Raw genomic sequence first — 24,454 nt, 5'->3', positions numbered from 1 at the left:
CTGTATCTCCTGTTGGACCTGTTACTCCGGTTGCTCCTGTATCTCCTGTTGGACCTGTTACTCCGGTTGCTCCTGTATCTCCTGTTGGACCCGTTGGTAATATTACTGGTGGAACCGGCGGAAAAGTAGGACCTATTACATTTGGATCTATTGCGGCTGCTTGTAATATCTTACTTATTTTTTGTATTTTATTCTTATCAAACACATAATCACCTCTTTATTCACTAATTACGTTGAAATATTCGACTACTCTACATATACATACGCTTTATTTACTGTTACATAATACGTTTTGCCCTTACTATTGTGCACCTTAAATTGCGGAGAGCCATTCACACTTACTTTCTCATCGATTGTAAATCCTTCGCCACTATCCACTGTACCCGCTACAGCGCTATCCTGCCATGACGGTGTATCATAAAAGCGAAGGTTATCTACTTTTGAACCCACACGTTTCCCTACAATCGGATTTACTGATTCTTGCTTTTCAAACCTGATGTATTCTGGATTATATTTCACCCATTGGTCACCACCAAGGTGTAACCATCCGTCTTTCTCTCCCCACACTTGATACGCTTCAGGTTTGTTTAGCTGACGAATTACACCATAATTTGTGCCTGGTCCTTTTCGTAGGTTTACGTTATTTCCAAGAATATAGGCAATTCCTTGCGTGTGGACAACTGGACTACCTTCCCCTGTTGTTTCCATTGTCTCACCATTGTTATATGCTCGCTGCACATCACTTCTAAACTGTGATTCTGAAACGCCATGACTACGTAAATAATCAATCGGGTCTTCATGATCTGTACCGCCGAGGTACTTTCTCACATCGTTATGTGTCCACAATCCTTTTTCTACGGATAGATTGTTATCTTTTAAGATTTCCGCTAACAGCTTTACGTATTTCTCATAACTACGTTTAAACTTGGCGTAATCAGCCGTTTCACATAACTCTACATGGACAAATCGTTTATTCGCCGCTGGCCCCGCTCCATAAGCAATGTATTTTGTATCCGCAATCTGAATCGTTTCATTCCAATCCACTGCGTAATGAACGAATGCATTTCTCCAGGTACGGGTCTCATAACGTTGAATATTAATGGCCGGCGCTTCCGGTGTTGCCGTGCTATGGGCAACCACTCCTTCATATGCCCCTACACCGCCCCTGTATGGCGTTTTCGGCACACCAGGTATTAGAAGTATTCTATCGGCAAACACGCTTGTAGACAGCGAAAATAGGATACATACTGTTGTAACTATCCCTAGTAATCGTTTCATGTTTGTTTCTCCTCCCATAGAAAAACGCACCACCGATTGGCGATGCGTTCTCTTTGTTTTTATTTGTCTGTTTGTACTGTCCCTTCGTGGTCACTCCAGATTCCTAAAGCGACACCTAGTGTGAAAATGTACGGTAACACTTCATCGATAAAACTCTTCGTTTCTAGCAATCCTGCCTTCGCACAAATAAATCCCAAAAGAGAGGCGAGTGCCACCCATGTTTTCCAGTTACGTAATCGTTTTTGGATGTTTTCTTTTGAAATATTCATATTTAATCCCCTTCCTTTTCTAACGTATCCAGTCTCTTATGCGCTTGTTTGGTACTTTCCTCTACCCTTGTGACTCGTTCTCCCAGTGCAACCATTTGTTTTTCACTCGCTTTCAAATCAATCCGGATATCATCCACACCTTTTCGAATATATCCCAGTTCTGCTTTAACTTCCGCACTTTGTTGTCCATCTGCTTTGATAGATTTAGATTTATTCAGTGCATAGCCAAAATAGCTGATGGCGAGCGATAGTAGTGCAATCAGTACGCCCAGTTCAATGTTCATGTTTTCACCCCTTTCCACAACAAATAAAGCCCGCCCTAAAAAGCCGACTCTTCCTACTTAGTTTTCAATTTTGTCTGCTGGCGGGTCCGATACCGGAGGTATAATCGGATCTTGTGGCATTTGTGATTTAAGTAAATTAATTGCATATACAAGATTATCTAATTCAGGTTGTAAAATTTCAATCCGATGAGTTTCTTCTTTAATCTTCTCTTCCGCTGTCTTACGGACTTCTTCAATCTTTAAATTATAATTATCAATATTTGTACGATGAACATTTTGCTGTTCACGAATATCTTGCGCTTGCAACTCTAATTGCTCGATCAATTTATTTGAAAATGCCATCATTTTCACCCCTTAGGTCAAATGTAAGAGAACGAGCTACCTGTAAAACCAATATTTCAACTGTTAATTGTTTGTTTTCTTCGTTGTAAGTCTGTCGCACGTCGAGGTCCATGCCATCCACATGAAGTTGTTCATATAACACTTGATATTCTTCATGAGTTGGATTGTCAGAAATGGAATAGCCTAGCTCACGAATTGTTTTTAATCGTTCGTATTCAATTTGTCTATCGATATCAGTAAATACCTTATCCAACTCTTTAGAGGCCCTCAACGCCTCTCTTTTTGCTTTCATTTCTGAGATACTCATCCGTTTAAAACTTTCTTTTGCCTTCACAGTCTCACCTCCACTTATGTGTATTTTTTAACTTTACCCACAACTAAATAAGTACCTGCTATGCGAGCTACCAGCACACGTTGGTCAATCGAAAGAGGATAAGCTGAGTCGAGAACGGGATAGCTAGCAGCTGTTGAGTAACTCGTTGTTCCGTCAAATTTTAAGAATACTTTAGCTCCTGCTGGGGTAATGGTATTGTCGTTAGCTCCAACTGTAGCCATGAACAATTGAGGAACGTCCTTACTATTTTTAATTGCTCCATAGATCACATCTAGAAATTGCTCGCTATTCATTATACAAACACAACCTTTCTAGCTTCATGCTCCATTTCTCCACCTACCTTAAGCTGCATTTTCCAACTTGTCTCGATGTAACGATCATCAATGTCAAGCTCTGAATAGCGAACTCTTATACAATCCTGGTACTCATGAAATGGCATTAAGGCTGTATTGAACTGAATTTTTTGATAAGCCATTGTAGTCTCCTGTAAAATACGTTGAGCATAAGTGTCCACATCCTCTTGTGTTTCCAAGTTATCTACTTCCCTATAGTCTACTATTCTACGACCTGTAGAAACTGTAGAGAGAGGACTGAGAGGATCATTGTTAGCTCGAGCCTTCCACAGAGGTGCTTTCTCAACATTCGACTGTACAACGATAACGTAGTTAGCTGTATTAAATAGATCTAGCTCCTCATTCATACCGTTATATGTTACTGAAAGCTCATCGTCCTGATAAGTGTACTCAACTGGTCTATCAGTAGGTAGTACATAAGGTTGGGACCTAAAGACTCCGTTAGCATCAACCCACAGTGGAGTATATCCTGCTGTATCAAGCATTTTATTAATAATATCTATTATTGGAGTACCCATAGAAAAGTTCCACACACTTGACTTTGTAGTCGGCGGAATGCTAATAAACTTACGATTGAATCCGAGAGATTCAAGTAAGTCAGCTACTTCCTCATGTGGATAGCCCCAGAAAGTACGATTCCAAAGTGTTTTATCTTCCTGGAGTATAACGAGTTGATCATAAGCTTCAATATCCCTGTATACTCCTTTTACTTGGTCAGAACGAGTAGGTGAATTAAGAAGAAATACTCCTAGTGGAAATTCTAACCAGTTACCGTCTGGCATTTCAACTTCCATGTAAGGCTTAATTCGATCTTGCAAATAGTTAATAACGTCACGCTTTGGAGTAAGAGTATCTTCTTCATAAGTAATTGCTACATTAACATACTTGAGTCGAACGTTGTCAGCTGAATTATGCCTTCCAGCACTCCATTGTAGTTGTACTCTCAATTTTCGAGCGTCTGATCCAGCCGGTATACCTAAAGAGTTGTACTCATTAGTAACCACCCAAGCTGACCAAGTAGCACCACCGTCTAATGAATAGCGAGTCTTAACGATGTTCTCTGGCATCCATGAGCCCTCCCTCGTAGGCGTACCATTTACTTTCTCGAAAGTCACCTCAGTAGACTTAACTCGTGGAATGTCAACGCCCTGGTATGTGCTATTGCTCATATCAAGTACAGGACTTGTAGCAATACCAGAGTATATTGCTTTAGCTGTTCCACTAAAATAAATATTATCGTAGTTACAAATACCATTGAGAGCTCCTGAATCACAAGCTGTTAACAAGCCATAACTAGCATTAGCTCGACCACTCGGAATCGTACATTCTCCCTCCCAACGATACCAACCGTTATAACCAGTTGCGGTCATTGTTATATTTTCATTGAAACGAACATTACCAGCTGAGCTCATAGCATATACGTAGTTAGGATGAACCTCTCCGTTAAATACTCGATAGAAAAATGAAGCGTATAGCTTTTGACCTCCACTAGCATTAACTAAAGTGTTATTAATAGTTTGAAAACCAGTTGGGTAAGTTCCGGATGCACTACGAATGATCTCTTGAGCCCATTCCCCTTGCCAGCCTCCACCTTTATTAGCTGAGTAGACTGTGCCTGAATTCCAAGGTTTGAAGTCTCCAGTCATCCAACCTGTAGCACCGTCACCACTCCAAAGTGAGTACCAATTACTCTCTAAGGTACTATTTGCAATAACTCCACTATAAGGTTGTAGTCTCATTTCTCCGACATCCATAGCCACATTGGTTTTAGTCCAAGATTCGAAACGTAAATTGTATACATTGCTTGAGTTACCAGTGTAGTAATTGACTGTACGTGCCTGTCTCTCAATATGAGCTGGTGTGTATTTCTCCCTCAAGGTAAACTTTGCTGTTCTCTTGATAGCGGAAAAGGAGGAGAAAGTAACTTCTCCGTCAAGAATGTTGTCCAGCGTACGTTTGAAGTTTAAATTCTTATCTAACAGATCGTATCTGAAACGAATATTACGAGCTTTTGACTTTGCGTGTAATACGTCCATGACCTGCTGAGCTGAGTATCCTTTTTGCGCTAGTGGTTGCATTCTCTATCCTCCTATTCTTTTGCTAAATTAGTAGCATCGTAGTGTGTCTTGGTGAAGTCGCAGCTCATAACGAAACCACTAATCTGTTTGTCTTTCATGTTGACCTTCTCAGTTGAAACGAACATTTTTCTTCCAGATCCATCTCTGTACAGGTAAACCTCACGCGCGTTCAATAAGTCACTAATCTGTTTAGCCTCGAACCAAGTGTCTACTTCCCACTCAATGCTCACCTCAGTAGTCTCGTTTTCACCGTATTCCCTTACTGGGTCTTTACGTCCAGCAAAGCGTTGTAATGCTGAGTCGACTTCTGTGGAGCTATCACGGTCAGTTACCATAGTCAAGAAATACAAATCAGATATTCTGTCAACATCTTGAATAATTGTATCGTTGAACTTATGAATGAACTGGAAAGGTGGACTCTCAGACTTGGTGTTATTAATTAAGTTCCATGCTACGAGTTTGTACTCATAAAGCGTCTGACTCGCTGGCGTATAGTCAAGGAAACCACCTTGTATACCATTTGGGCGCATGGGTTCAAAACCGATGGTTTGGTCGGTATAGGTTCCTTGTACGAGCATGTGGTTGGTAAAGTTAGCAACTGTATTGGCTGTTTGTTGTTTAAAATAGCAACGAATCGATGTGTTGTTACCAGCGTTAAAGTTGATACACTTCGCTGTCGTGTACGGCTTCATATTTACTGTCGCGTCTCTGTTGAAAATCCCTATATTTCCGTTGTGCCAGCAATAGAGCGTATAGTCTGTATTTGGCGTAACATTTACTTGGAAACATACTGCATCCGTTACTACGTTCGACTTATACGTCCAGTTATACTCACTCTCATACGTCGTGACGACATTGTTTGTCCCTCCGTTTGTATTACCTAGTAAGTTGCCTTGCGCTTTTGGTAATAAGTTTTTCGTTACGGAGCTGAGCATGGGATTGCCACCAAGGTACGTCCAATGAACATCGCCTGTAGGTGAGTACGCTCGCCGATATACGTCAATACGATTCGTAGTTACCGGGCTAGTGATTTTCACGTTCATACCACTCATTATATTATTCGCTTGCCCTAGCATAGGAGCATTGGCCACGTTCTCAACTAAGACTTTCATCCTCACCGTTCCAGCTGGCATAACCACAGAGGCGGTTGCTTCTAACAGATACGTCCCAGCGTTATAGAGTGGGTAGGACGCGCTTGCAAGTACCGTTCCGCTTGCGTCCTCCATAAGAATAGCTACTCGCACGCCCTTATTGTTACTGTAAGCTGTAAACGTATACGTTGAACCTACATGGAATGGAATCATGGAAGAATCCAAGTAAGCTCCAACGTTACAGTTCGTGCTACCACTCAAGCCAGTAGCATCAAATTTAAAAGAATTAGCTGTAAGAGGTGTCGTTTTTGTTGGGTGCATGCCCACTGACCAAGGCAATTGGAATGTAGATCCATCTTTTGTAAGAGGTGGCAAGTCAAACCCTAGTTCACCTTGATTGTATACGATGTTCGTTACCCCAGAGCCAGCCTCCTCAATACGCTGTATGATCGGCACTGCTGGTGCCGCAAAGTTTACGGAGAAATCAGTCGTGACAAAATTTGACCATACGCCACTTGAATTGACTCTCACTTGTATCTTGTAAGTTTCGTTGGTTGCTAGTGTGTAACCAAGTCGTACACTACGTTCAGTCGTTCCAGTCGTACTCCAAAGCGTTACGCCTCCAGAGTTCTTTAAAAATAATTCGAATTGCAATTGATCTATAGAAGTCCACTCAACCACCATAGTAGCTTGTGGATGAACTGTTGCATAAATTGGATAAACCATATTAGGAGCTGTACTAGGGTTAGCTGAAATAGCCAACTGCTCTGTCGACCAAGCGCTCTGTAAATTGAAATCATCCATAGTCTTAACTGACCACTCAAACATACCAGCTGGTACTGTGCTGGCTGGCATATTGTAGTACTGACTAGTGGAGTTAACAAATACAGTTGAACTCGGTATATAGTTCCAACTTCCTCTTGAGCTATCACTCGCTACTGTGCGCCACCTAAATTGATAACCCATCTGTATTGCTTTAGGATCTGCTTTCCAACTAAACGTATTAATAGCTGTACGGTCAATCGTAGCTCCAACTGCTGGTAATGAGTTAATAGGAGCTTTAAGAGGCATCTCGTGGAAGATAGTAAAGCGGTCTGAGTAGTTCCACTCAGAGTAAAACTCTCCGTCAAACGCTCGAATAGCTACTACAGCCTTTCTCGTCTGGTTTAAGTTGTACGTGTTAATCTTGTAGCTTGTAACTCCATTAGCGCCAACGTTGTTGTATGGCGTCCAAGTATAACTATTGTCATCTGAGATAGCTATATCGTACTTTAAAATGTTTGGATTTGGCTCGTTAGTTGGTGGAGTCCATCTTACTTCTAACTCTTGGTTAACTGTAACGCCAAACGTTGGGTAATCTAAACGAGGTCTCTGAGGTGGTACGTTCCAGTCTCCCTCAACTACCCAATATGCTCTGTAGGGATTCTCAATAGCACCCCAGCACTCACTAGCTGGCGTATTCATGTTGTTCCACATCGTAACCCCTTGGTACTTACCACTAATAAGATCGTCTCGAATGACTCCTGTAATATTATAATCTTGGTACTGGTTAACATCTGGAGTAAACTCCCAACCAGTAAGAGCCAAGTGATATGGCTTTGTTGCTGTAGTAGGACGACTTGAGAGCTGGTGCTTACCAACTAGGAAGTCTCCTCCATAGTAAAAATATAATCGCAAGTACACTTTTGCTGGAGTCTTGGAGGTCACAATTGCCTCACGGACTCCAGCTGGTGTACCTAAGAAAGAAATATAGCCTTGTTGAGAGCCCGCACGAATAGGAGAGTATCCTCCATTCCACCAGTTGTCTGACAGTCTATATTGTTCCATCCATTCTAAGGGGAACACCTTTTGTTCTATGGCCATGATGCTCTGACCTCCTTGTTATCTTTTTCTCATTACCTGCCTCAAGTCTTTCATGTAGTCTGGTGTACCAGTTTGGCTACCTACTGAGTCAATCACCTTAGAGTTGATACTATGCTCAAGCCTTTGTAGGCCCTTGCTATCAAGATCAACCGCACCCTCTACTGTTACAATGTGGTTAACTGTTACGGTTGGCTTGCCGCCAGTGAAAGCTCGTAGAGTCTCTCCTGCAAAGCCGTTTTCCATCTGGTCAGATACAGAGCTCATAGCTCCACCGATAGCTCTCGTCATTGGTTTCACTTGAGTTAATGCTGACTCATACCAAGTTGGGAAGAATGACTTACCAGACTTATCAAGATCGCTTAATGGTCCTTTTTTAGCTGGTGAGAATGGTAAGTAACTACGCACTTTTGCCATACCTTCAGATACTGCATCTACAGCTTTACCGATAGTACCCTTGATACCATCAACGAAAGCGTTAATTAAGCCCTTACCAGCGCTTAAGAATGAGCTACCAAAGTCCTTTATAGTGTTCCAACAGTTTTTAATACCGTTTGAGACAGTAGTTACCGCAGTTTGTAATCCGTTTCGGAATCCGTCAACAATGCCTCTTGTGATATTTCCTACAGTCGAGATGAACGAACTCACTGAGTTAGAGAATATTTGTTTAAGTCCACTAACAGCGGAGTTCCAAAGTGACTTAGCTGAGTTCCACAAGTTATTGAAACCGTTAATAATTCCAGTCTTGATGTTGTTAGCTATATTGACTACAGCGCTAATCATATTGTTAAAGACGCCCTTAACAAAGTTAATCCCAGTATTCCAAGCATTTTTCGCATCGTTCCACATGTTAGTGAAGTGGGTAGTTACCATCTCCTTAAGTTGCAATGCCTTTTGTACGACTTCCATGGCCAAATTGAGGAAGAATGCTTTTACTTGAGCAACACCTGTGTTCCAGATAGTTTGAGCTGTTGTCCACAAGTTATTGAACCAGTTAGAAACGTCGTTATAAATTGAGGTAGCTTTTGCTACCGCGTCATTCCAAAGTCCTGTAAAATAAGCTTTTGTAGCTTCGACTCCGGCATTCCAAGCTTGTTTGATACCCTCCCACATTTCAACCATCTTACCCCAAAGCTCTTGAGCTTTAACTTTGACAGTATCCCAGTTTTGCCATAATAGGACACCAACAGCTACTAGTGCAGCAATTAATCCAGCAACCCACATAATGGGATTAGCCAACAGAGTTGCATTGAATAGAGCTGTAGCAATTCTCATTGTTGTAGTAGTTGCTTGAGCGAGTTGCATTGCTTGTCGGAAACTACTAATAGCTGAGACAACCGTTGCGATAGTTGAGCCAATAGCTAACGCAGCTTTAAAAGCTACAAATCCAGCTATAACTGCTACAATAACCTGCTGAACTGTTTGCATGTTTTGATTTAGCCATGTGCCTGCTTGACTCACCAAATCAAGAGCTGTTTTAACAAGTCCACTGTTATTAGCCCACATTAGAAAATTACTAGCTAGTGTCAATATAGCTAACCCCAAAGGTGCTAACGCTGTACCTAACTTGACAAGTATGTTCCATAGTTGACCTATGATATTCAAAATAATTGGTACACTCGTTTGTACGAATGTGACGAATGACTGAAAGGCTGTTGAGCTCTGAAGTGTGGAAGTCCATTGAGCAAACTTAGCTGTTAGATCTACCATGCCATTTCCCATCTGCATACCCAAAGGAGTAAAAGCCATCATAATATTTCCAAAACCTTTTAGTATGTTCCCTGCCGATTGCATTACCATTTCGAACATTGGAACCGCAAAGGTGTTAATATGCTCGAAGAAAGCGTCAGCCTTACCAGACTCAATAGCACTATTCATTTGACCAATCATTCCAGCGAACGAGTTGCCGACTCCCTTCATAGCTGGGAACATTTTAGTCATAACATTGTCAGCCAATGTCATACCGTTAGCCATTAAAGTAAACGTAGTAGGACTCATTTCATCCTCCATGTCCTTCCACGTCAACTTAAAGTCACTCGTAGCTTGAACTGCTTTTCTTTCTTCCTCAGTTAAACTAGCAAGGTAGGTTTTCTGCTCAGCGAGTGCTTTGGAGCGCTCCTTTGCGTTACTAGCATTGTCTACCTTCTCTTGTAGCTTCTCTAGCTCACTAGTCTTTTCTACTACTCCAGTGATACTTGTCATAGCTAAAGCTCCAAATCCAGCAGCTGCTACACCAGCTGTACCAAAAAGAGCAACCGCACCACCAAGACCAGCAAGTAAGGCTGGAGTAGCAGCACTAGCTAAAGAGCCAATAGCTCCAATCTTCATACCTGTGTTGTTAACCTTGTCAGCTAGATTGTCAAGTACACCACTCGCCCGGTCGTTGGCATTGACGATAATGTCGATTATACTTGCCATAGATTATCTCCCTCCTCCCGTACCGTGCTTTTTAACAGTTTGAGCTCGTCGCACTTTCTTATTAGCTTTTGCCTCATGTTCGCTTATCGTGTTATGAACTATCAAGAGCTCCTGTATGTCCTTGTAATCTTGACGGTCAATCTCGTCTGGCAATTTACTGAACGTTTTACAAAGCTCATACATTAAAAGAGCTTGAGGTGGATTCTCAACTTTCCGTCCCTCAAGCATCTTTTTAGTAGCTCTTTCTATTTCTTTTTTTTATCTTCTGGCACTCCCGCATCAATCTTAGAGTGGACAGCTTGAATAATCTCACCTACAAAGTCTGGATCAAGTTCATTGTCGAACGTATCAAGCGTAATAGGTAATTTTTCGCCTTCGTTGTTTGTTAGCTCCCAGTCAGTAATTGAGTTTACAACTTGAAGTGTCATTGCAAGTGATACATCGTTTTTGATTGGGCGTCCCATTTTATCAAAAGTAGTAGCTTGTTCAGCAATTTTACGTGATTCACCATAACCTAATTTTTTATAGTGAATTTTCGCTCCATGTAATATTATGAATTTTTCTTCTTTATTACGTAACCAAGGTTTATTTGACATTATAATTTCCTACTTTCATATAGTTTTATTTTAAAAGGCGACTAGCCCCTCAGTTTATTAAGCAAATAAGTTGTTAATTACGTCTTTAGCAACTACTGAGATATCAGTGAAAACTGCTTCAAGTTCTTGCTCTGTTACGTCCTCAGCACCAGCGCCAATAGCGTTAGTATCGTATTTACCACCAGTAAGCGTAATAGTAATTGAGTTTTTTGGCTCGCCAATATCCTGTAATTTCAACTCAACTGCTATATCTGCACCGCTTTGGAATAAATCCCAATGTGTTTTATCTAAGTAGTCCATTGTCATACTTAAAGCAAGATCAAGAGGTCCTTCTTGAATCTTCCCAGCTGTATCTTTACCGTTGACATAGAAGCGACGCTCTAAATTATTACTAATCTCAAGTTCAAACTCGGAGATATTGGATACAGTGGCATTATTTACTTTCACAGTACCCTCGTAGAACATGTAATAATTATTCAACTCAGCTGTAACTGCTGACGCTGTGCCAGTAGTATCAACGTTTAAGAAAAGCATGTCTCCTTCGATTTCAACCGCTTCCTCAGCTGCTGCTGTGAGAGTCAATGTATCAACTTTACCGCCAAGATAGTTGCGCAATAGCGAGCCACTCGCAATATTATGCTGGAAAGTGAAGCTTGGAAGAACTTCTCCTTTGCCTACTGGAGTAAGTGTGTGTGTATAGCCAGCTGTAGCATCTCCCGTCTTTACTTCTTTACCAAGAGCCATCAAGATTGGTCGAGCGTTTTGTAGTACGCCTCCAAAGCTTGCGTCGAACTCTTTAGCATTTGTACGTAATTTCATTGGAGTACGCTGTCCTAGACCTTTACGTTGGTCAACATTGAAATTCTCTTCCGGCTCAAAACTTTCAAGAATCGTAAGCCACGAGAAAGCAGCTGCTTTTGTACCCGCTGTGGTTTCCTTACCAACTACAACTGTGTGGTCAAATCCGTGTGGCATTATTCACCAGCCTCCTTTACTTCCTCAAATCCGACCGCTTTAAGGTCCTTTATAAGTTGTTTCTCTTTTTTGTCTACCTCAATGGTTTCCCCGGCTTTGACTAGTTGATCAAACGGTTGAATGACTTTAAGGTCAAAATTGAAAGGGTTTTTGAGCTTCATGTTATACCTCCTTTGGTATTGGTTTCGAGCGGATCAAAACTGGAAGTCTTGCACCTTGTAGAAAATTAGCTTCTCCAGTTTCAACCTGGCCAAATTCAGCCTCGTCATCTATGGAAAGATACGCTACAGTACCACCAAGAGTTTTATCGCTCTCAATGATTTTCTCTACAACGTTCAAGAGCTCAATACATTCTTCCTCAGCGTCTTCAGCATCAAGTATGTTTGAATACACCCAAACCAATATAGTAAACTCCACCTCTGAAACTCCAAGTCCTTTTTTGACTTTTCTGCGTTTCTGTAGCTCAAAAGCAAGAGATGGAAAGAATGCTATATTTTGATAGTGTACTTTGTGAACGTCTGCTTTGATCGACTGAGTAGTCAGACCAGCAACTAATTGGTCATACAATGCATTTTTGATTGTTAGGTATAGACCCATTAGTCTACCAACTCCTCTATATAATCCTGAAAGATACGTTTAATCATGGATTCATCTTGAGTATCGAAGTATAAAAATTTACGAGCTGGCACATAACCAAACTTCGTGCGACCTCCAAAGTTATGAAGTTTCGCTTTTGGTAAAGCTGTACCAAAATGCATTTCCAGTTTATCAATACGTTTGACAGCTCCACCTGTTACGCTCATTTTTAACTGTCCTGTATCATTCAGTGGTTTTCCGCCTGCTCGGTTCGGATGCCATTTGATAGTATTCTCGCTTAACGGAACCCAAGGCTCTGCCCTAAAACGATTTCCCACAGAGCGCTCCATATAGGTAGCTGAACGAGTCATTGGCGTCCTCAAATCTTTTAAACGATTGGCTATATTTCTAAGTCGCAAATCAGTTCCGTTAAGTCTTACAGTTACTCTGTAGTCTACTCCTGGCATAACCTACCACTCCGTATCCAAGTCAAATACAGGATCTCTGTTGTTTGTAGTAGCGAAGCCAGAGTTTTTTCCGTTTAGAGTCGGTACTCCAATGTCCATATCACCAGCAATAATTTCAGTTATTGTATTCTTAATCTCAACAAACTTGTCAGCAACCTTTTCATCTAAATTTGGCTTTTGGGAAGAATACAACCATTTTTCTAAGTAGTAACCAGCCAAATCAGTAGCTAGTTCCTTTATCATTGGTGGTACTGGGTTAAATGGAACAGCATACAAACTCCCTAGTCTAGCATCAAGGTAAACAGTAGCTTTCTCACAAAAGACCTGTATTTCTGGGGCAGTGATATTTGGAGATAAACTCCTTACAGTTGTTCTAATATCTGTAGGCGTTGTGTATGCCATTCTGTCAGCCTCCCTTATTTATCTTCTTTCTTTTGATCTGTGCTTTTCTTTGCATTACTACGAGATTCTTTTACTTCTTCGGCATAGCCAACTTTAATAAGGTGTTCTCCTGTCGAGTCTTCCACATCGATCACTTCACCTTCTGGTCGATTGAATAGCAGTACGTGAGGTACAAGAGTTTTAATCTTCATAGTTTCACCTCCATGTAAAATAAAAAAGATAAGAAACTAAAATGTCCCTTATCTCCGAGTTTTATTAAGCTTTTACTGTTTTTAATAGGTATGATGCTTTAGGGTCCGTTAAGTAGGCTTGAGTAAAGCGAGTAGCTCGTGCAACAGTTCTCATATTTCCATCTTCGTTATACGTACCAGTACGTAAGCCTTCAGCGTCAGCAATATCACCGATGATTTTCTTTTGTAAAACTAATGCGTCTCCATCCTTGAAATTTTCATCTTGAATAATCGAAAGACCCATAAAATCACCAATATATCCACGTAATAAAGAAACATCAGTATTATTTTCGCGTAAAGCATCACGCACATCTTTTGTTTTTAGTAACATAGAACCAACACGGGGATTGACTACAAGTGTATCAAATGAATATCCATAATCTGCACCAGCTGTTTTAGCATCAACTAACTCATTGATTACATTAGTAGCTGTATTCCAACCACCAGAAGTTGCACCTTGAATCCCACCGCCGATATTATATTTATTTGTTGCTACATCATACGCCATAGTATCAACCATTTTTTTGACATTAACAGCTAATTTCCGAATACCGCGTTCAAAGATTCCATCAGGACCCCATTTTTGCATTTCATAAGTAAAGATAGCTTCAAGACCATATTTTTTGATCATCGCTGTCTTTTCCTCTTCATTCAATCCAATACGCTGGAAAGTAGAGCCTTCTCCTACTTCTGGTACTCCGTCATAAGCTTGACGATCTTTTGAATCTTTATCGGCATCCTGTAAATATTTAATTGCTAAAGCATCAACTGTGGATGCTGTAAATAATTGATCAGCAACAAATTGGTGACCAATCAATGCTCTAACACGTTTATCAATAAATTCTTTCTTTAACAGTGGATGTTGTCCTAAAATAATATCAGCCATTTATATGACCCCCTTGTTTATAAAATTATTAGCCTAACGCTACAACAAATTTGTTTCCGGAAGAAGCACCTGTTAGTGCCATACCAACTACTTGTTTTTCTTCATCGGCTACGTATGTTGCTGTAGCTACTTGTTTTACTGCTTGTCCATTTGCACCGGCTTTTACTTTGTCGCCAACTGCAATAGTTCCACCTGCTGTTAAGTAAACTAGTGGTTTTAGAAGAACAACTGTCACAACATCTCCTTTATCCCCTTGATAACCAACATTAACGCCATCTACTCCAACCGTTCCAGAGTAAACTACCCCAACAACCTTTTTGGAGTCAGCACTAGCGCGTTGCACTTCAAAATCCCCTGTGATTTCAGCAAGTTCACCAACTTTAATGACTTGTCCAGCTTTAACTTTAAAAGTGTGTCCAGCATCTTCTGGAATACGATATTCAACTCTGTTTCTCATAGAATCCAACCTCCTCTTTATCTAGTTTTATAAGCTTGAACCGAATTTAGCTTCGTGTTCTTCATAGAATTTATCAAACTCTTTTTGCTCTTGAGTTCGTTTGTCTGGATCGCCTTCTCTAGCAACTTCCCCTTGTTCTTGGAAGTCAATTTGTGTAGCGTTTTTCATAAATTCATCGAACATTTGAGTTTGTTCTTCAGAAAATGAAGATAATAGATTTTTCAATGAAGCAGCTTGAGCTGGCACAATTTTGCTCTCTTCTTGGAATTTCTCAATTTTTGAATTGATTTTTCCTTCTGAGAATGATTGATTTTGAGCTTGCAGTTGTTTCATTTGTTCTTCTAATTGTTTATATTGTTCTTGCAACTGTGCAAAATTTTGTGGCTGCTGATTGTTTTGTCCTGGCATAGGTTCAACCCCCTTATTTTCATCAATCTCTGAACTATAGCCATTTTCACTGAATAAACGCGCTGATTTCACTTGAGGAAACGCAACTAAAGAGACCTCTCTTAATTTATGAGGCCTAATAGTGTCATCCTCTTCGTTGTACTGGATATAAAATGAGATAGAAAGTTTTTTCATTAATCCTTTTTCGATACGTTCTTTTGTGGAGTCGTCAATAATACGAACTTTACCTAATAATTTATCGCCTTCCACACTTACTTCTTCAAGATATCCAACAGTGTCACGAACACTATTAGAATGGTCAAGTTGAATTGGTATCTCTTCGGTAACATCAAAGTTATTGGCTAATGTATTTAGGTCTTCCACAGTGTACTCAGTTCCTCGATGAATACCAGTAGAGAACAATTCCGCTTCTTTGATGAGATCTTCACCTTCGCCACCTTCTGAAAATGACTTTGTAAGTTTCCCTTCATAAAACAATTTTTTTACTTTACTCATTTTGTTCACCTCCTAATATTTATTTGAGGAGCTCAGACCTAATTAAATACGCCCCAATTGTAAGCACCTAATTAATATGGAGGTATTCACAATTGGAGCGTATTTTTCGCAAAATTAATAACCCATTCTCAAAATGAGATGGGCTTTAATCCTGCTTAGGTCTAACGAGTGGTTCTCCATTAGTACCATTTAGTAATCTAGGTAGGGGAGCTGTAAAATCAAATCCTTTTTCTGGCTTCATGGAGATATCAAAATTATCTTCCCACTCCTCAAATTTTGAAACAGGTAGCCAAGTAGCACGACATTTAAAATGATTAGGTGGCGTATACTCAGCGATTACTGATGCATTATCAATGGAAATAATCATTCCATCCAAATACCTACATATTTCAGTAGTTCGTCTATCCACAATAGAATCATACTGTAGAGCGACTATGAAACCTTGGTTTTCTGGTGACATATAACGAGCAAGACGTCCCGCATTGTACATCTTGCCATTTTCTGTTCTAGCTATTGTTTCAGCGTGATTTTGGCTTAGCCATCTCTCAGAACATTCCCTAATGAGCTGAATAAGATCTTTTATTGCTGTTCCGGAAGTTAATCCTTGCATTAATACTTCTCGGATCGCATCGATCACTGTAGCTTCTGTGATAGCTGTGATTTCAAGTGAATAATTTTCCAAAAACACTTGAGCTTCTGGAGGAAATACAACCTCATAAGCGTAATGACCTGTTACTTGTTCAAAAATATCTTCTGAAAAGGAATATGCCCCCTGTAATTTCTCCAATTCAGAATGTGCTCGTAAAACTCCAGCTTCCACAGATGTTTTTATTAACTTAGTAATTAATTTTTTGTATTCCTTATGAGATGGCATTTGTAACGTTGCTAAAAGACCTGCAACTTCGTCAAAATCACCTTGTTGATGTGCTTTTTGTAGCTCTGGAATTAATTTTTTCGTTCGTTCCATAAGTTGTTCTTGACGTTTTTTGTTTAGCTTCTGAGATTCAGTAAGGAAGGCTGATTCGATTTCTTCCATATCCTTGAGGATTAACTTTGTGTTAAGTCTTTTTCGTCTCTCGCCATATGTTACATGCTTCCTTGGAAACATCTCAGAAGCTTTTACTTTCCCTCTGTCGCTTTTGCTCCTGGATCTTCTTTTGCTTTATTTAACGCACTTTGTAAAATTTTATTTTCCTGAATTTCCTTTTTCGCTTCTTCACTAATGGCTGGCATACCAAGTTCTTCGCGAATCCAGTCTTCAGATGGTGCAATCACTTCTTTATCAATCATCATTTGGAATACACGAGCCATTTTTTCGGTATCCTTATCAGCTAATGGCTTGAATTGAAAAGAAGGATATCGTTTTACATTAGGGAAATTCAAATCTATTAATGGTCTAATAATTTCTTCCTCAATTAATGACTTTAAATCCCTCTGAAGTGACTCCAAACGAATCATAAAGATATCAAATTGAATACCTGAATGCGCGAAACTACTAGACTGTCCTCGTGACAATCCAAGTAGTGGAGGTGGAACCAACATTGACTCCATAATTTTACGATCATGATGCTCGATATAACCTATAAAATCAGCATTGCTACCTTGTACCGCCTTGATAGAGTCTCCGCCAGAGATTGCTAGGCCTGTCATGCCATTAATTCTTCTCAATAAACTCTCCATTTTGTCAACATCGCCAGCGTCCTGTACAGTACCAACTAAAAGTGGTGTTCCATAGCGCTCATATGCGATATTAGCAAATCGATACAGTTTGTCTTTTATGAGCCAGTGCTTATAAGCTGTCCTTAACATGGAGTTGCCATATAAATTGCCGAATTTTTTATCGTAAGTATACCAACACACTTTATTGGCGGGTATTTTAATTTCTTTTGTACCAATAGTCTGCTTAATATATTGGATATCTCCAAAACCATTCGTTTTAACACTGATTCTATGTGGATCTAGCGTTTTTAACTTTTTGAGTCTAATTTGGCCATTTTGATACTCAAATACCTTTTCTGTACAACTATACCCGTAATCAATAGCTGAGAGTATTTCCCTGATATAATCTTCCATATTCCCTTGTATTGATTCGAAGTTTTCAAGTATGAATTCAGCATAATTACGAGTTTCTTCATCATCTCCAGTAACAGTGAATCCTTTCGCTGTACTAGAAAGTTTAATCATTTCAGAACCAGCCTTAACCTGTCCATCAGTCAACATTCTGTCATACACATCAAGACTAAAATCAGATGGGTTAAAATCTGTTTCTTCAGACCTCTCGTAAGTATCATCCTTATAAAGACCTATTTCACGTGCTAATTCAAGTAGTTCTTTTTCTTGCCTCTTTTGAGCATAATTCCAAGGTATCTTTTCACGTAAAGCTGTAAAAATCCCCATTTTTCCACCTCCTTACATTAAAAATAATCACCATTCTGGTAAGTCGTCATTGTCTCCAAACAATTTGTCCATCGATATATCTTCTCGTTCTACTCCAGCCCATTCAAATCGGTTTATGAGTTCATGAATACCTTCCCTTACATAATTCAAACTGTGGAAGGCATCATCTGGCGTTCTGTGGTCGTATCGTTTTGTCCCTGTAGAAGTAGTGGACTCAGTGAATATCTTTTCAATAGCTGTATAATGATCAAAAAAGAACTCGACTTTATCGGGTTCTTTGTAAGGTATAACTATTTGTTTTTTGTGGAACATATCGATAAGCTTGTCCATCGAAAAAGTACGATCAACTTGTAATGTAGAGTTGTTGAATCCTTTGTACTCACGTTTCCGTGGGTCGTTAGCATACGTTACGTAGCGGCAGCTAATAGCATTACGGCCATAAATGCCATATAGTTTCTGAGACTCATAGCTACCATAACCAATGTCACCCACTATTTTTTCGACGTTGAATCGTCCATGTAGCTTACACAAATGTTCAATAAGCTGGTCATGATGGTTACGCTTATCTGTTTTGTCAGGAAGCCAACTTTCTAAATAAACGATATATATTTTACCGTTATAGTTGTGTCCAATTGTTATGATTGTTTTGGATTTCTCTCCACTACCATAGTCAATTCCCATTACTGTTGGGAAATCAGATTGCTCCTTTAAAAGTAGTGTTTTATCAGTACAAGCAAGTACATCCTCAAGTGTAATCGGTTGTTCTTCACCCGAATAAAACCCACCAAGTACCTCATTGTGGAATGTCATGGTATCCATTGTGAGGTAGTCCCGCCATATTTGATTGGCCGAAATCCAAGTCATATTAAGCTGATTGAACAAATAACCACTATACATTTTGTTACCTGGTCGAGTCGCAACCCAATGACCATTTTCGCGGTCCAATTCTTCATTACACTTCAAGCAACCAAAATATCTACGTTCTGTTTCTTCTCCCTCATCTTGAACCATAATATTTTTCATCGTCATGAATTGGTTATGTCCACAGTTGCAGCAGCAGACGTTCCATTTCTTTTGATCTGATTGACTCCAAAGTACTCTGTCATAATAAGAACCTTTTTGTTTTGGTGTGCCAGTATAGAAACACTTACCATTTAGCTCTGTTTTAGGATCCTTAATTTCTGAGTGAGAAACAGATTTTTCAATCGATTCAATAGCTGTTTGTGTAATATCCTGAACTTCATCAAAAAATACCATATCACCAGGTATACCACGTAAAGCATCCCCATCAGCCCATGCACTACCAAAATAGTAAACTGTAGAGTTAAGCAATCGTATACGAGTTTTGGCATCACCTTTCGGGTCTACCATTCCCTCAAGTATCCCTTGATTACTCGCTTTAATAGAAGATCGAAAGCGATCATTTACAAAACGAGTTGTTTGCTCTTGTCGTGGAGCTGTGTAGGTAATCGTTGTATGAGCTCGTTGATAACCAGAAAATTTCATAACACGGTCAACAGTCTCAGATTTTTCCACCTGACGTCCTGCAACTATTACAATTCGAGGGTGAGGATCTCTATACACATCATATAAATGTCCTCTATGTTCAAATCGAAATGGTTTCCCTTTTACAGTTCCAGTTGTTTCCGTAAAACCGATAGGGTCCTTCATAATATTTCTCATGTGCTTTAATTGTTCAGCTGTTACATTCATTTTTACCCCTTCCAGGATTAAATTTGTGGTATATTAACATTGAACTACTCACCACTTAATATCCTTACGGACTGTTTGAAGTGGTGAGTAGTTCAATTTTACGCAGTGTCTCGCATTACTATCAGAACGAAGACGAGAAAAAAACGCTATAGAAAAATTTCTTAAAGCGAAAAAATTTTTTTAGTAAATTTATAGTTTCTGTAAATGTCACCATGCGAGCGGAAAAGCCCCCCCTGGTCTCATAATTTTTCGCTTTCTCTTTCCCTCAATGAAAATCGTTGTAACCGATACGGTCACTACCTATAACATTGATTATGTTAACTAGAAGAACATAACAAAAAACCTCGAACTCCTTGCGGCTCTAAGGTTCAACCCACTTCATACCTTTACTTGTATAAAACTATATCATTTCATGTATGCATAAGTAATGTATAACGATGCATTCAATACCAATAACAAAAGGATTCATGCACTTGTTTATGCATTATTTTATACACTGTCACCCATATCGAATAACATGTTAAGGTTGACTCCTTTGTCGTTATCTTTATGCTCTTTACTTACATTAAACTTACGATCAAACCCGAGCGCTTGCATGTAACGTAAGAACTTCGTGTCATAGTCATTGTAGCTGTTGCTCTCGTCTACCTGTTCGCCAGCCTCAGCTATTTCCTTACGTTGGTTGAGTATGAAGTTACGTAACGCTCGGTCTAATAGCATGAGGTTCGCTAGGTCTAGTTCATAGTTTTCCTCATACTGTTGTACCATTGAACCATAAAACAATCTCTCTTCATCAGTCATAACAAAGCGAGCATATAAACCGTATATCATGTTAGCCTGTGGAGATAAGTTAGCTAAAGCTCTCTCTTTCCCTTCTTCTGTAATAGGACCAGTTGAAAGCCCTCCGTGATTCGCACATCGAGCAGCGCTCTCAACAGGTTCTTTCGTACATATCTTTCCATTCGCATTGATAGCTCCACAAATAATTTTTACATCTTTAAGTTGCTTTCTCAGAAACTCAGCCTTCTTTTTACGGGCTGTGTCATAAGACATATCGTTAATCTCATTCGCAACCGTAAGAGCATCGTTCTTCAGTCGCTGAATAAGCATTTTCTCATGTTGTTTCATAAAAAACACCTCCTCAAATTTGAGTTCTGTATTTCCAATTTGGAAGGTCGAGCGCATCGAGGGGAGGGTAAATTACTCCCTTCCTTACTCTCCTCTCCATCTATTCGCTCTATAACAAGTATGAGCGCATTTCCAGTAACATGTATGGTTTCGTATCAAAGTGAATTCTATTGGCTGTCACATGTAAAATTTCAATTGTTCGATGTAGGAACAGCAAAAAAGCATCCCGAGTGTGGATGCTTCGTTTTACTTATTCACCCGCCTGGCCGAATGTCTCTCATCATTTCAGCCCCCTGGTTTGATTTCTCTCATGTTTGTTCAACCTCCTGGCTTAATTGTTTGCATATCAAAGCTCTCCCTACTTCTTTGTGATAAAAACATATTCTATTCAACATTACAATTCTTAACTTTAATGTTTCTCTTTTACTAATTTCGCTATCTTCGTTTCTGTTCCAAATACTCTTTTATTCAGTACTTCAATCGCTGTTTCTTTGTCGGAAACCGTATCATAAATCTTAGTAAAATTATCATCCGTTTCTATACGATGAGCCGTAAGCTGTTTTTTCATATCTGTTACATCTTCTCTCAACGATGCAATTTCTCCATTCGCAACATCCAACTTAGATTCTACTTTTTCTAATCTTTGATTCACATCTTGTAACTGTTGATTTAATCCATTAAATCCTTCTTGCATCATTTTCATTAGCATATCTAACTTCTCTTCCAATACAATTCCTCCTCCACACGATCTTTTATATGTATCATTGTAGCACGTCCTAATTTAGGATGAATAGGAACAAATTCTGCATAAAAATGATTCCTAAACTTCCCAACACAAAAAGAGCACCCGTATAAGGGATGCTCTCAAGTTTCGTCCTGGTATAGAAAGGAGTTCTTATAATTGAAAAAACCTGTTGAAGGGTTGTACTTCACTATATGCTTGTCTTTATGAAAGTGATACGGAAAAAACACCCGTTTTCACGAGTGCTTTCGAATAGAAAGGTAACGATCATGCCTCATTCTATTTACTCTACTATATGCATGTCCACTTTAAACGGTGCATGGGAAAAGAGCACCTGTGCCAGGGTGCCCTTTAGAAAGGTTTGAACTTATGAACATGAAATAAGGTGCTCAGGCTTATCTCACACCACACCATATGCATATATGATAAGACTTGTTACAATTTTCATTTTTTTACCTGGTTGCCTATTGATCCTATGCATGCTTTCCCTACTTATTCATACAATATGTTATCCTTGTCTGAAAGGAGATTCTTATGAATTATAATTTTAAATACTCTACTTGTAATCCAAAACGGCCTCTTTCCATTATTTTTCCTACCCATCAATCTGTTCGAAATGTCATGTATCATACGATTGCAAAACCAGATCAATTTGTGTACACAAACACCGATGGGATTTCAGCCTATAATAGCTCTCCTATCTTATCCCCGAACACTGTTTCTTATATCAACTTATTTGTAAATGGGGTCATTCAGCCTTTAAATATGTACAACGTAGAAACAGGAAAACTCACCTTATTATCTGAAACATCTCCTCTTCCTGGAACACCAATTACCCTTCAATTTCTTACGTTGTATTAATATTCACAATACAGAAAGACTCACATATATTGTAAGGAGGACAACTTTTTTAGAATAGGAGGTCATACCATGGCTTTACAGCTCATGAAAATTGCTGCTACAGGATCTACTGTAACTACGACTGATCCAGATGATTCTCGCTTTTTTTATGTTACTACAGCCCCTACGACAGCTGGAAATACCTTAACAATTGACGCAGCTAGCTTTTTTGACGACAATGGTACCGCCGTTACTACTTTACCAACCTTAGCTACAAACAATAGTTATTTTAATGTATATGTCAATGGCGTGTTGCAAATGGAAGGTATTTCCGAGTATACGCCAGGTGCTACAGGCGTCGGTTCCTTAGCAATTACCGTTCCAGTCGGATCAGGAACCATTTTAACAGATACACCTGTTGTACTAGAAATTGTACAATTCACTCCTACTTCAAATACGACTGTTGTAACATAAGACAAGGGCCTTTTTTACAGGCCCTTTTTTCGTTTCAGACAGTTTTCCCAGATAGGTTTGAATGGTTTGCAACTCATAATATACAATATGCCTGTTTTCTTGTTTGTGTTCTTATTTATAAACAGTACGGTACGTGATATTTCAATTTCCCCACACAAATAAAAGAACAGCCTGCTATATGCTGCCCTTCCATTACTTCTCTATGTTATCATAATACTTCATTTTTTGAGGCCAAAAGTGACATGATAGTGACATCTTTTATCTTTCTCCCAGTCTTTCCGCGATTGCGTACACAATTCCATCTCTCCAACGTAAAGCTGTTCGTTTGGTGATGTGCAGCTCTTCTGCGATTCCGTCCCATGTCTTACATTGGGGTTTCGTCCAGTATTTTAATTTGACCAGTCTTTGTTTCTCTGGTTCTAACAATACATACACATGTTCAATCGTATCCGCTAATTCTTCTAGGCGTTTGAGTTTTTTATGTACTGTTAACTTGGTTCCGATGCGTTCCGTCGGACGATCTGGGACATTCCTTCTTCCGCCTCCGGTATTCTCATCATCATGTGGAGAACAGAATATCAGATTCTTTCGTAAGAATGCAATTTCACGCAATGTATCGCCGTAACCATATAATTCACTCTCGATATATTTAAAAGTCGCGCCTTTGAGTTTCCCTGTTGGGCTTTCTATCATCGAATCCCTCCCGTCCACACTTCATGCTTGTATGATAAAATCTCTTTATTCGCTCCTAAAATCCTTTGTCATCAATTTTAAGCTTTTAGATACCTATGGTATTCAGAAAGGATTTAAAATTGAATTTGATCGGTTTCTGTGAGTGTTTTTAAATTATGGAGTCAGGTACATGATGTACCTAACCATTTAGTATACTTTCATTGATTTTCTCTATTAACTCCTCTAATTCAGCTGCCGTTTCTAAATCCGCTGTATTATCTGCAATCTCCTGCAATTTTGTAGATAGTGCCAATAAGAAATCTGTAGACGCTGGCATTGTTCATTCCTCCCTGCATAAAATTCTAATTTTGATTCATACTATCCATAGGCTGGTGGATAGCCTAAAACCATTAAGAGCTGAGACCTGATTTAATTAAACTCCTTCCATCAACTGAGCAGTTAGCTTTTTTGCTAGCTGCTTTGTTATGTTGTATACATGTATATAATTTGGACATACTAGACCTATACCAATTTGTTTTTGTTATTGTTATCAACTCATTTTTCCTCGTTGGAACTCTTATATAAGAGTTCTTTTCTTTGCACAAGTTACATACTCATTTCCTCATGCATATGGTATACCACGTACTCTTTACAATAAGAGTCTTGGTCAAGGGCATCTCTGCGTAGAT

General features: G+C 39.4%; 29 protein-coding genes. 2 read left to right on the top strand and 27 right to left on the bottom strand.

The genetic code is table 11. The features are described 5' to 3' along the window. The 25 genes from ACODS7_RS24075 to ACODS7_RS23955 all read right to left on the bottom strand — a co-directional run. On the bottom strand, positions 1-205 hold a 205-nt coding region (locus tag ACODS7_RS24075; protein ID WP_488827748.1), incomplete at its 3' end, for an exosporium leader peptide-containing protein. Positions 206-246: 41 nt separating this feature from the next. After that, complete coding sequence (locus ACODS7_RS24070; protein ID WP_243168640.1) at positions 247-1,278, bottom strand: N-acetylmuramoyl-L-alanine amidase; 1,032 nt, start codon at positions 1,276-1,278, stop codon at positions 247-249. A gap of 59 nt (positions 1,279-1,337) precedes the next feature. Then, positions 1,338-1,547, bottom strand: a complete 210-nt coding sequence (locus ACODS7_RS24065) for a hypothetical protein (RefSeq protein ID WP_243168641.1) — start codon at positions 1,545-1,547, stop codon at positions 1,338-1,340. A 2-nt stretch (positions 1,548-1,549) separates the two neighbouring features. Continuing rightward, positions 1,550-1,831 carry a hypothetical protein gene (locus ACODS7_RS24060; RefSeq protein ID WP_243168642.1) on the bottom strand — a complete coding sequence of 94 codons (282 nt, stop codon included), beginning with the start codon at positions 1,829-1,831 and terminating at the stop codon, positions 1,550-1,552. A gap of 57 nt (positions 1,832-1,888) precedes the next feature. Further along, positions 1,889-2,173: a hypothetical protein gene (locus ACODS7_RS24055; RefSeq protein ID WP_144518556.1), complete on the bottom strand. Its 285-nt coding sequence runs from the start codon at positions 2,171-2,173 to the stop codon at positions 1,889-1,891. Further along, positions 2,157-2,507 (bottom strand): hypothetical protein, encoded by a 351-nt coding sequence (locus ACODS7_RS24050; RefSeq protein WP_243168643.1) that lies wholly within the window; start codon positions 2,505-2,507, stop codon positions 2,157-2,159. Before ACODS7_RS24050 ends, ACODS7_RS24055 begins: the two co-directional genes overlap by 17 nt. 14 nt (positions 2,508-2,521) lie before the next feature. Next, positions 2,522-2,800 (bottom strand): hypothetical protein, encoded by a 279-nt coding sequence (locus ACODS7_RS24045; RefSeq protein ID WP_243168644.1) that lies wholly within the window; start codon positions 2,798-2,800, stop codon positions 2,522-2,524. Then, the gene (locus tag ACODS7_RS24040) at positions 2,800-4,737 is read right to left on the bottom strand and encodes a hypothetical protein (RefSeq protein WP_488827744.1); all 1,938 of its coding nucleotides are present in this window, start codon (positions 4,735-4,737) and stop codon (positions 2,800-2,802) included. The genes ACODS7_RS24045 and ACODS7_RS24040 overlap by 1 nt, the downstream gene beginning before the upstream one ends. 212 nt (positions 4,738-4,949) lie before the next feature. Beyond that, the gene (locus ACODS7_RS24035; RefSeq protein ID WP_243168646.1) at positions 4,950-7,892 is read right to left on the bottom strand and encodes a hypothetical protein; all 2,943 of its coding nucleotides are present in this window, start codon (positions 7,890-7,892) and stop codon (positions 4,950-4,952) included. Between the two features lie 18 nt (positions 7,893-7,910). Next, positions 7,911-10,307, bottom strand: coding sequence for a phage tail protein (locus ACODS7_RS24030; RefSeq protein WP_243168647.1), 2,397 nt, complete (start codon positions 10,305-10,307; stop codon positions 7,911-7,913). Positions 10,308-10,552: 245 nt separating this feature from the next. Continuing rightward, positions 10,553-10,903, bottom strand: coding sequence for a hypothetical protein (locus ACODS7_RS24025; protein ID WP_243168648.1), 351 nt, complete (start codon positions 10,901-10,903; stop codon positions 10,553-10,555). A 57-nt stretch (positions 10,904-10,960) separates the two neighbouring features. Further along, positions 10,961-11,878 (bottom strand): phage tail tube protein, encoded by a 918-nt coding sequence (locus ACODS7_RS24020; RefSeq protein ID WP_243168649.1) that lies wholly within the window; start codon positions 11,876-11,878, stop codon positions 10,961-10,963. Further along, entirely contained in the window at positions 11,878-12,039 is a 162-nt protein-coding gene (locus ACODS7_RS24015; RefSeq protein WP_243168650.1) for a hypothetical protein, read from the bottom strand. Before ACODS7_RS24015 ends, ACODS7_RS24020 begins: the two co-directional genes overlap by 1 nt. Before the next feature lies 1 nt (position 12,040). Continuing rightward, entirely contained in the window at positions 12,041-12,475 is a 435-nt protein-coding gene (locus ACODS7_RS24010; RefSeq protein WP_243168651.1) for a hypothetical protein, read from the bottom strand. Further along, positions 12,475-12,921, bottom strand: coding sequence for a phage virion morphogenesis family protein (locus tag ACODS7_RS24005; RefSeq protein WP_289670437.1), 447 nt, complete (start codon positions 12,919-12,921; stop codon positions 12,475-12,477). Before ACODS7_RS24005 ends, ACODS7_RS24010 begins: the two co-directional genes overlap by 1 nt. A gap of 3 nt (positions 12,922-12,924) precedes the next feature. Further along, positions 12,925-13,323: a phage protein Gp36 family protein gene (locus ACODS7_RS24000; protein WP_243168653.1), complete on the bottom strand. Its 399-nt coding sequence runs from the start codon at positions 13,321-13,323 to the stop codon at positions 12,925-12,927. 14 nt (positions 13,324-13,337) lie between these two features. Continuing rightward, a complete protein-coding gene (locus ACODS7_RS23995; RefSeq protein ID WP_243168654.1) occupies positions 13,338-13,514 on the bottom strand; it encodes a hypothetical protein in 177 nt (58 codons plus the stop codon). 64 nt (positions 13,515-13,578) lie between these two features. Next, complete coding sequence (locus ACODS7_RS23990) at positions 13,579-14,439, bottom strand: phage major capsid protein (protein ID WP_243168655.1); 861 nt, start codon at positions 14,437-14,439, stop codon at positions 13,579-13,581. Positions 14,440-14,467: 28 nt separating this feature from the next. After that, on the bottom strand, positions 14,468-14,896 hold the full coding sequence (locus ACODS7_RS23985; RefSeq protein WP_243168656.1) for a hypothetical protein: 429 nt from the start codon (positions 14,894-14,896) through the stop codon (positions 14,468-14,470). A 27-nt stretch (positions 14,897-14,923) separates the two neighbouring features. Next, on the bottom strand, positions 14,924-15,799 hold the full coding sequence (locus ACODS7_RS23980; RefSeq protein WP_243168657.1) for an HK97 family phage prohead protease: 876 nt from the start codon (positions 15,797-15,799) through the stop codon (positions 14,924-14,926). 145 nt (positions 15,800-15,944) lie between these two features. After that, the gene (locus tag ACODS7_RS23975; protein WP_289670433.1) at positions 15,945-16,835 is read right to left on the bottom strand and encodes a phage head morphogenesis protein; all 891 of its coding nucleotides are present in this window, start codon (positions 16,833-16,835) and stop codon (positions 15,945-15,947) included. Between the two features lie 83 nt (positions 16,836-16,918). Further along, the gene (locus ACODS7_RS23970; RefSeq protein ID WP_243168659.1) at positions 16,919-18,196 is read right to left on the bottom strand and encodes a phage portal protein family protein; all 1,278 of its coding nucleotides are present in this window, start codon (positions 18,194-18,196) and stop codon (positions 16,919-16,921) included. A 27-nt stretch (positions 18,197-18,223) separates the two neighbouring features. Beyond that, complete coding sequence (locus tag ACODS7_RS23965; RefSeq protein ID WP_243168660.1) at positions 18,224-19,909, bottom strand: phage terminase large subunit family protein; 1,686 nt, start codon at positions 19,907-19,909, stop codon at positions 18,224-18,226. Between the two features lie 489 nt (positions 19,910-20,398). After that, positions 20,399-21,037, bottom strand: coding sequence for an HGGxSTG domain-containing protein (locus ACODS7_RS23960; RefSeq protein WP_243168661.1), 639 nt, complete (start codon positions 21,035-21,037; stop codon positions 20,399-20,401). Positions 21,038-21,446: 409 nt separating this feature from the next. After that, the gene (locus tag ACODS7_RS23955) at positions 21,447-21,764 is read right to left on the bottom strand and encodes a hypothetical protein (protein WP_243168662.1); all 318 of its coding nucleotides are present in this window, start codon (positions 21,762-21,764) and stop codon (positions 21,447-21,449) included. Between the two features lie 549 nt (positions 21,765-22,313). Between ACODS7_RS23955 and ACODS7_RS23950 the strand changes: the two genes are divergently transcribed. Beyond that, positions 22,314-22,640 carry a DUF4183 domain-containing protein gene (locus ACODS7_RS23950; protein ID WP_243168663.1) on the top strand — a complete coding sequence of 109 codons (327 nt, stop codon included), beginning with the start codon at positions 22,314-22,316 and terminating at the stop codon, positions 22,638-22,640. Positions 22,641-22,709: 69 nt separating this feature from the next. After that, positions 22,710-23,093 (top strand): DUF4183 domain-containing protein, encoded by a 384-nt coding sequence (locus tag ACODS7_RS23945; RefSeq protein WP_243168664.1) that lies wholly within the window; start codon positions 22,710-22,712, stop codon positions 23,091-23,093. Between the two features lie 258 nt (positions 23,094-23,351). On the opposite strand, the gene ACODS7_RS23940 is transcribed toward ACODS7_RS23945, so the two are convergent. Both ACODS7_RS23940 and ACODS7_RS23935 read right to left on the bottom strand, forming a co-directional pair. Next, positions 23,352-23,786 carry a DUF722 domain-containing protein gene (locus tag ACODS7_RS23940; RefSeq protein ID WP_243168665.1) on the bottom strand — a complete coding sequence of 145 codons (435 nt, stop codon included), beginning with the start codon at positions 23,784-23,786 and terminating at the stop codon, positions 23,352-23,354. Positions 23,787-23,964: 178 nt separating this feature from the next. Beyond that, positions 23,965-24,102, bottom strand: a complete 138-nt coding sequence (locus tag ACODS7_RS23935) for a hypothetical protein (RefSeq protein ID WP_243168666.1) — start codon at positions 24,100-24,102, stop codon at positions 23,965-23,967. Positions 24,103-24,454: the final 352 nt, after the last annotated feature.

Source organism: Bacillus sp. FG16 (genome assembly GCF_057809515.1).
This window is presented reverse-complemented; position numbering and strand designations above follow the sequence as displayed.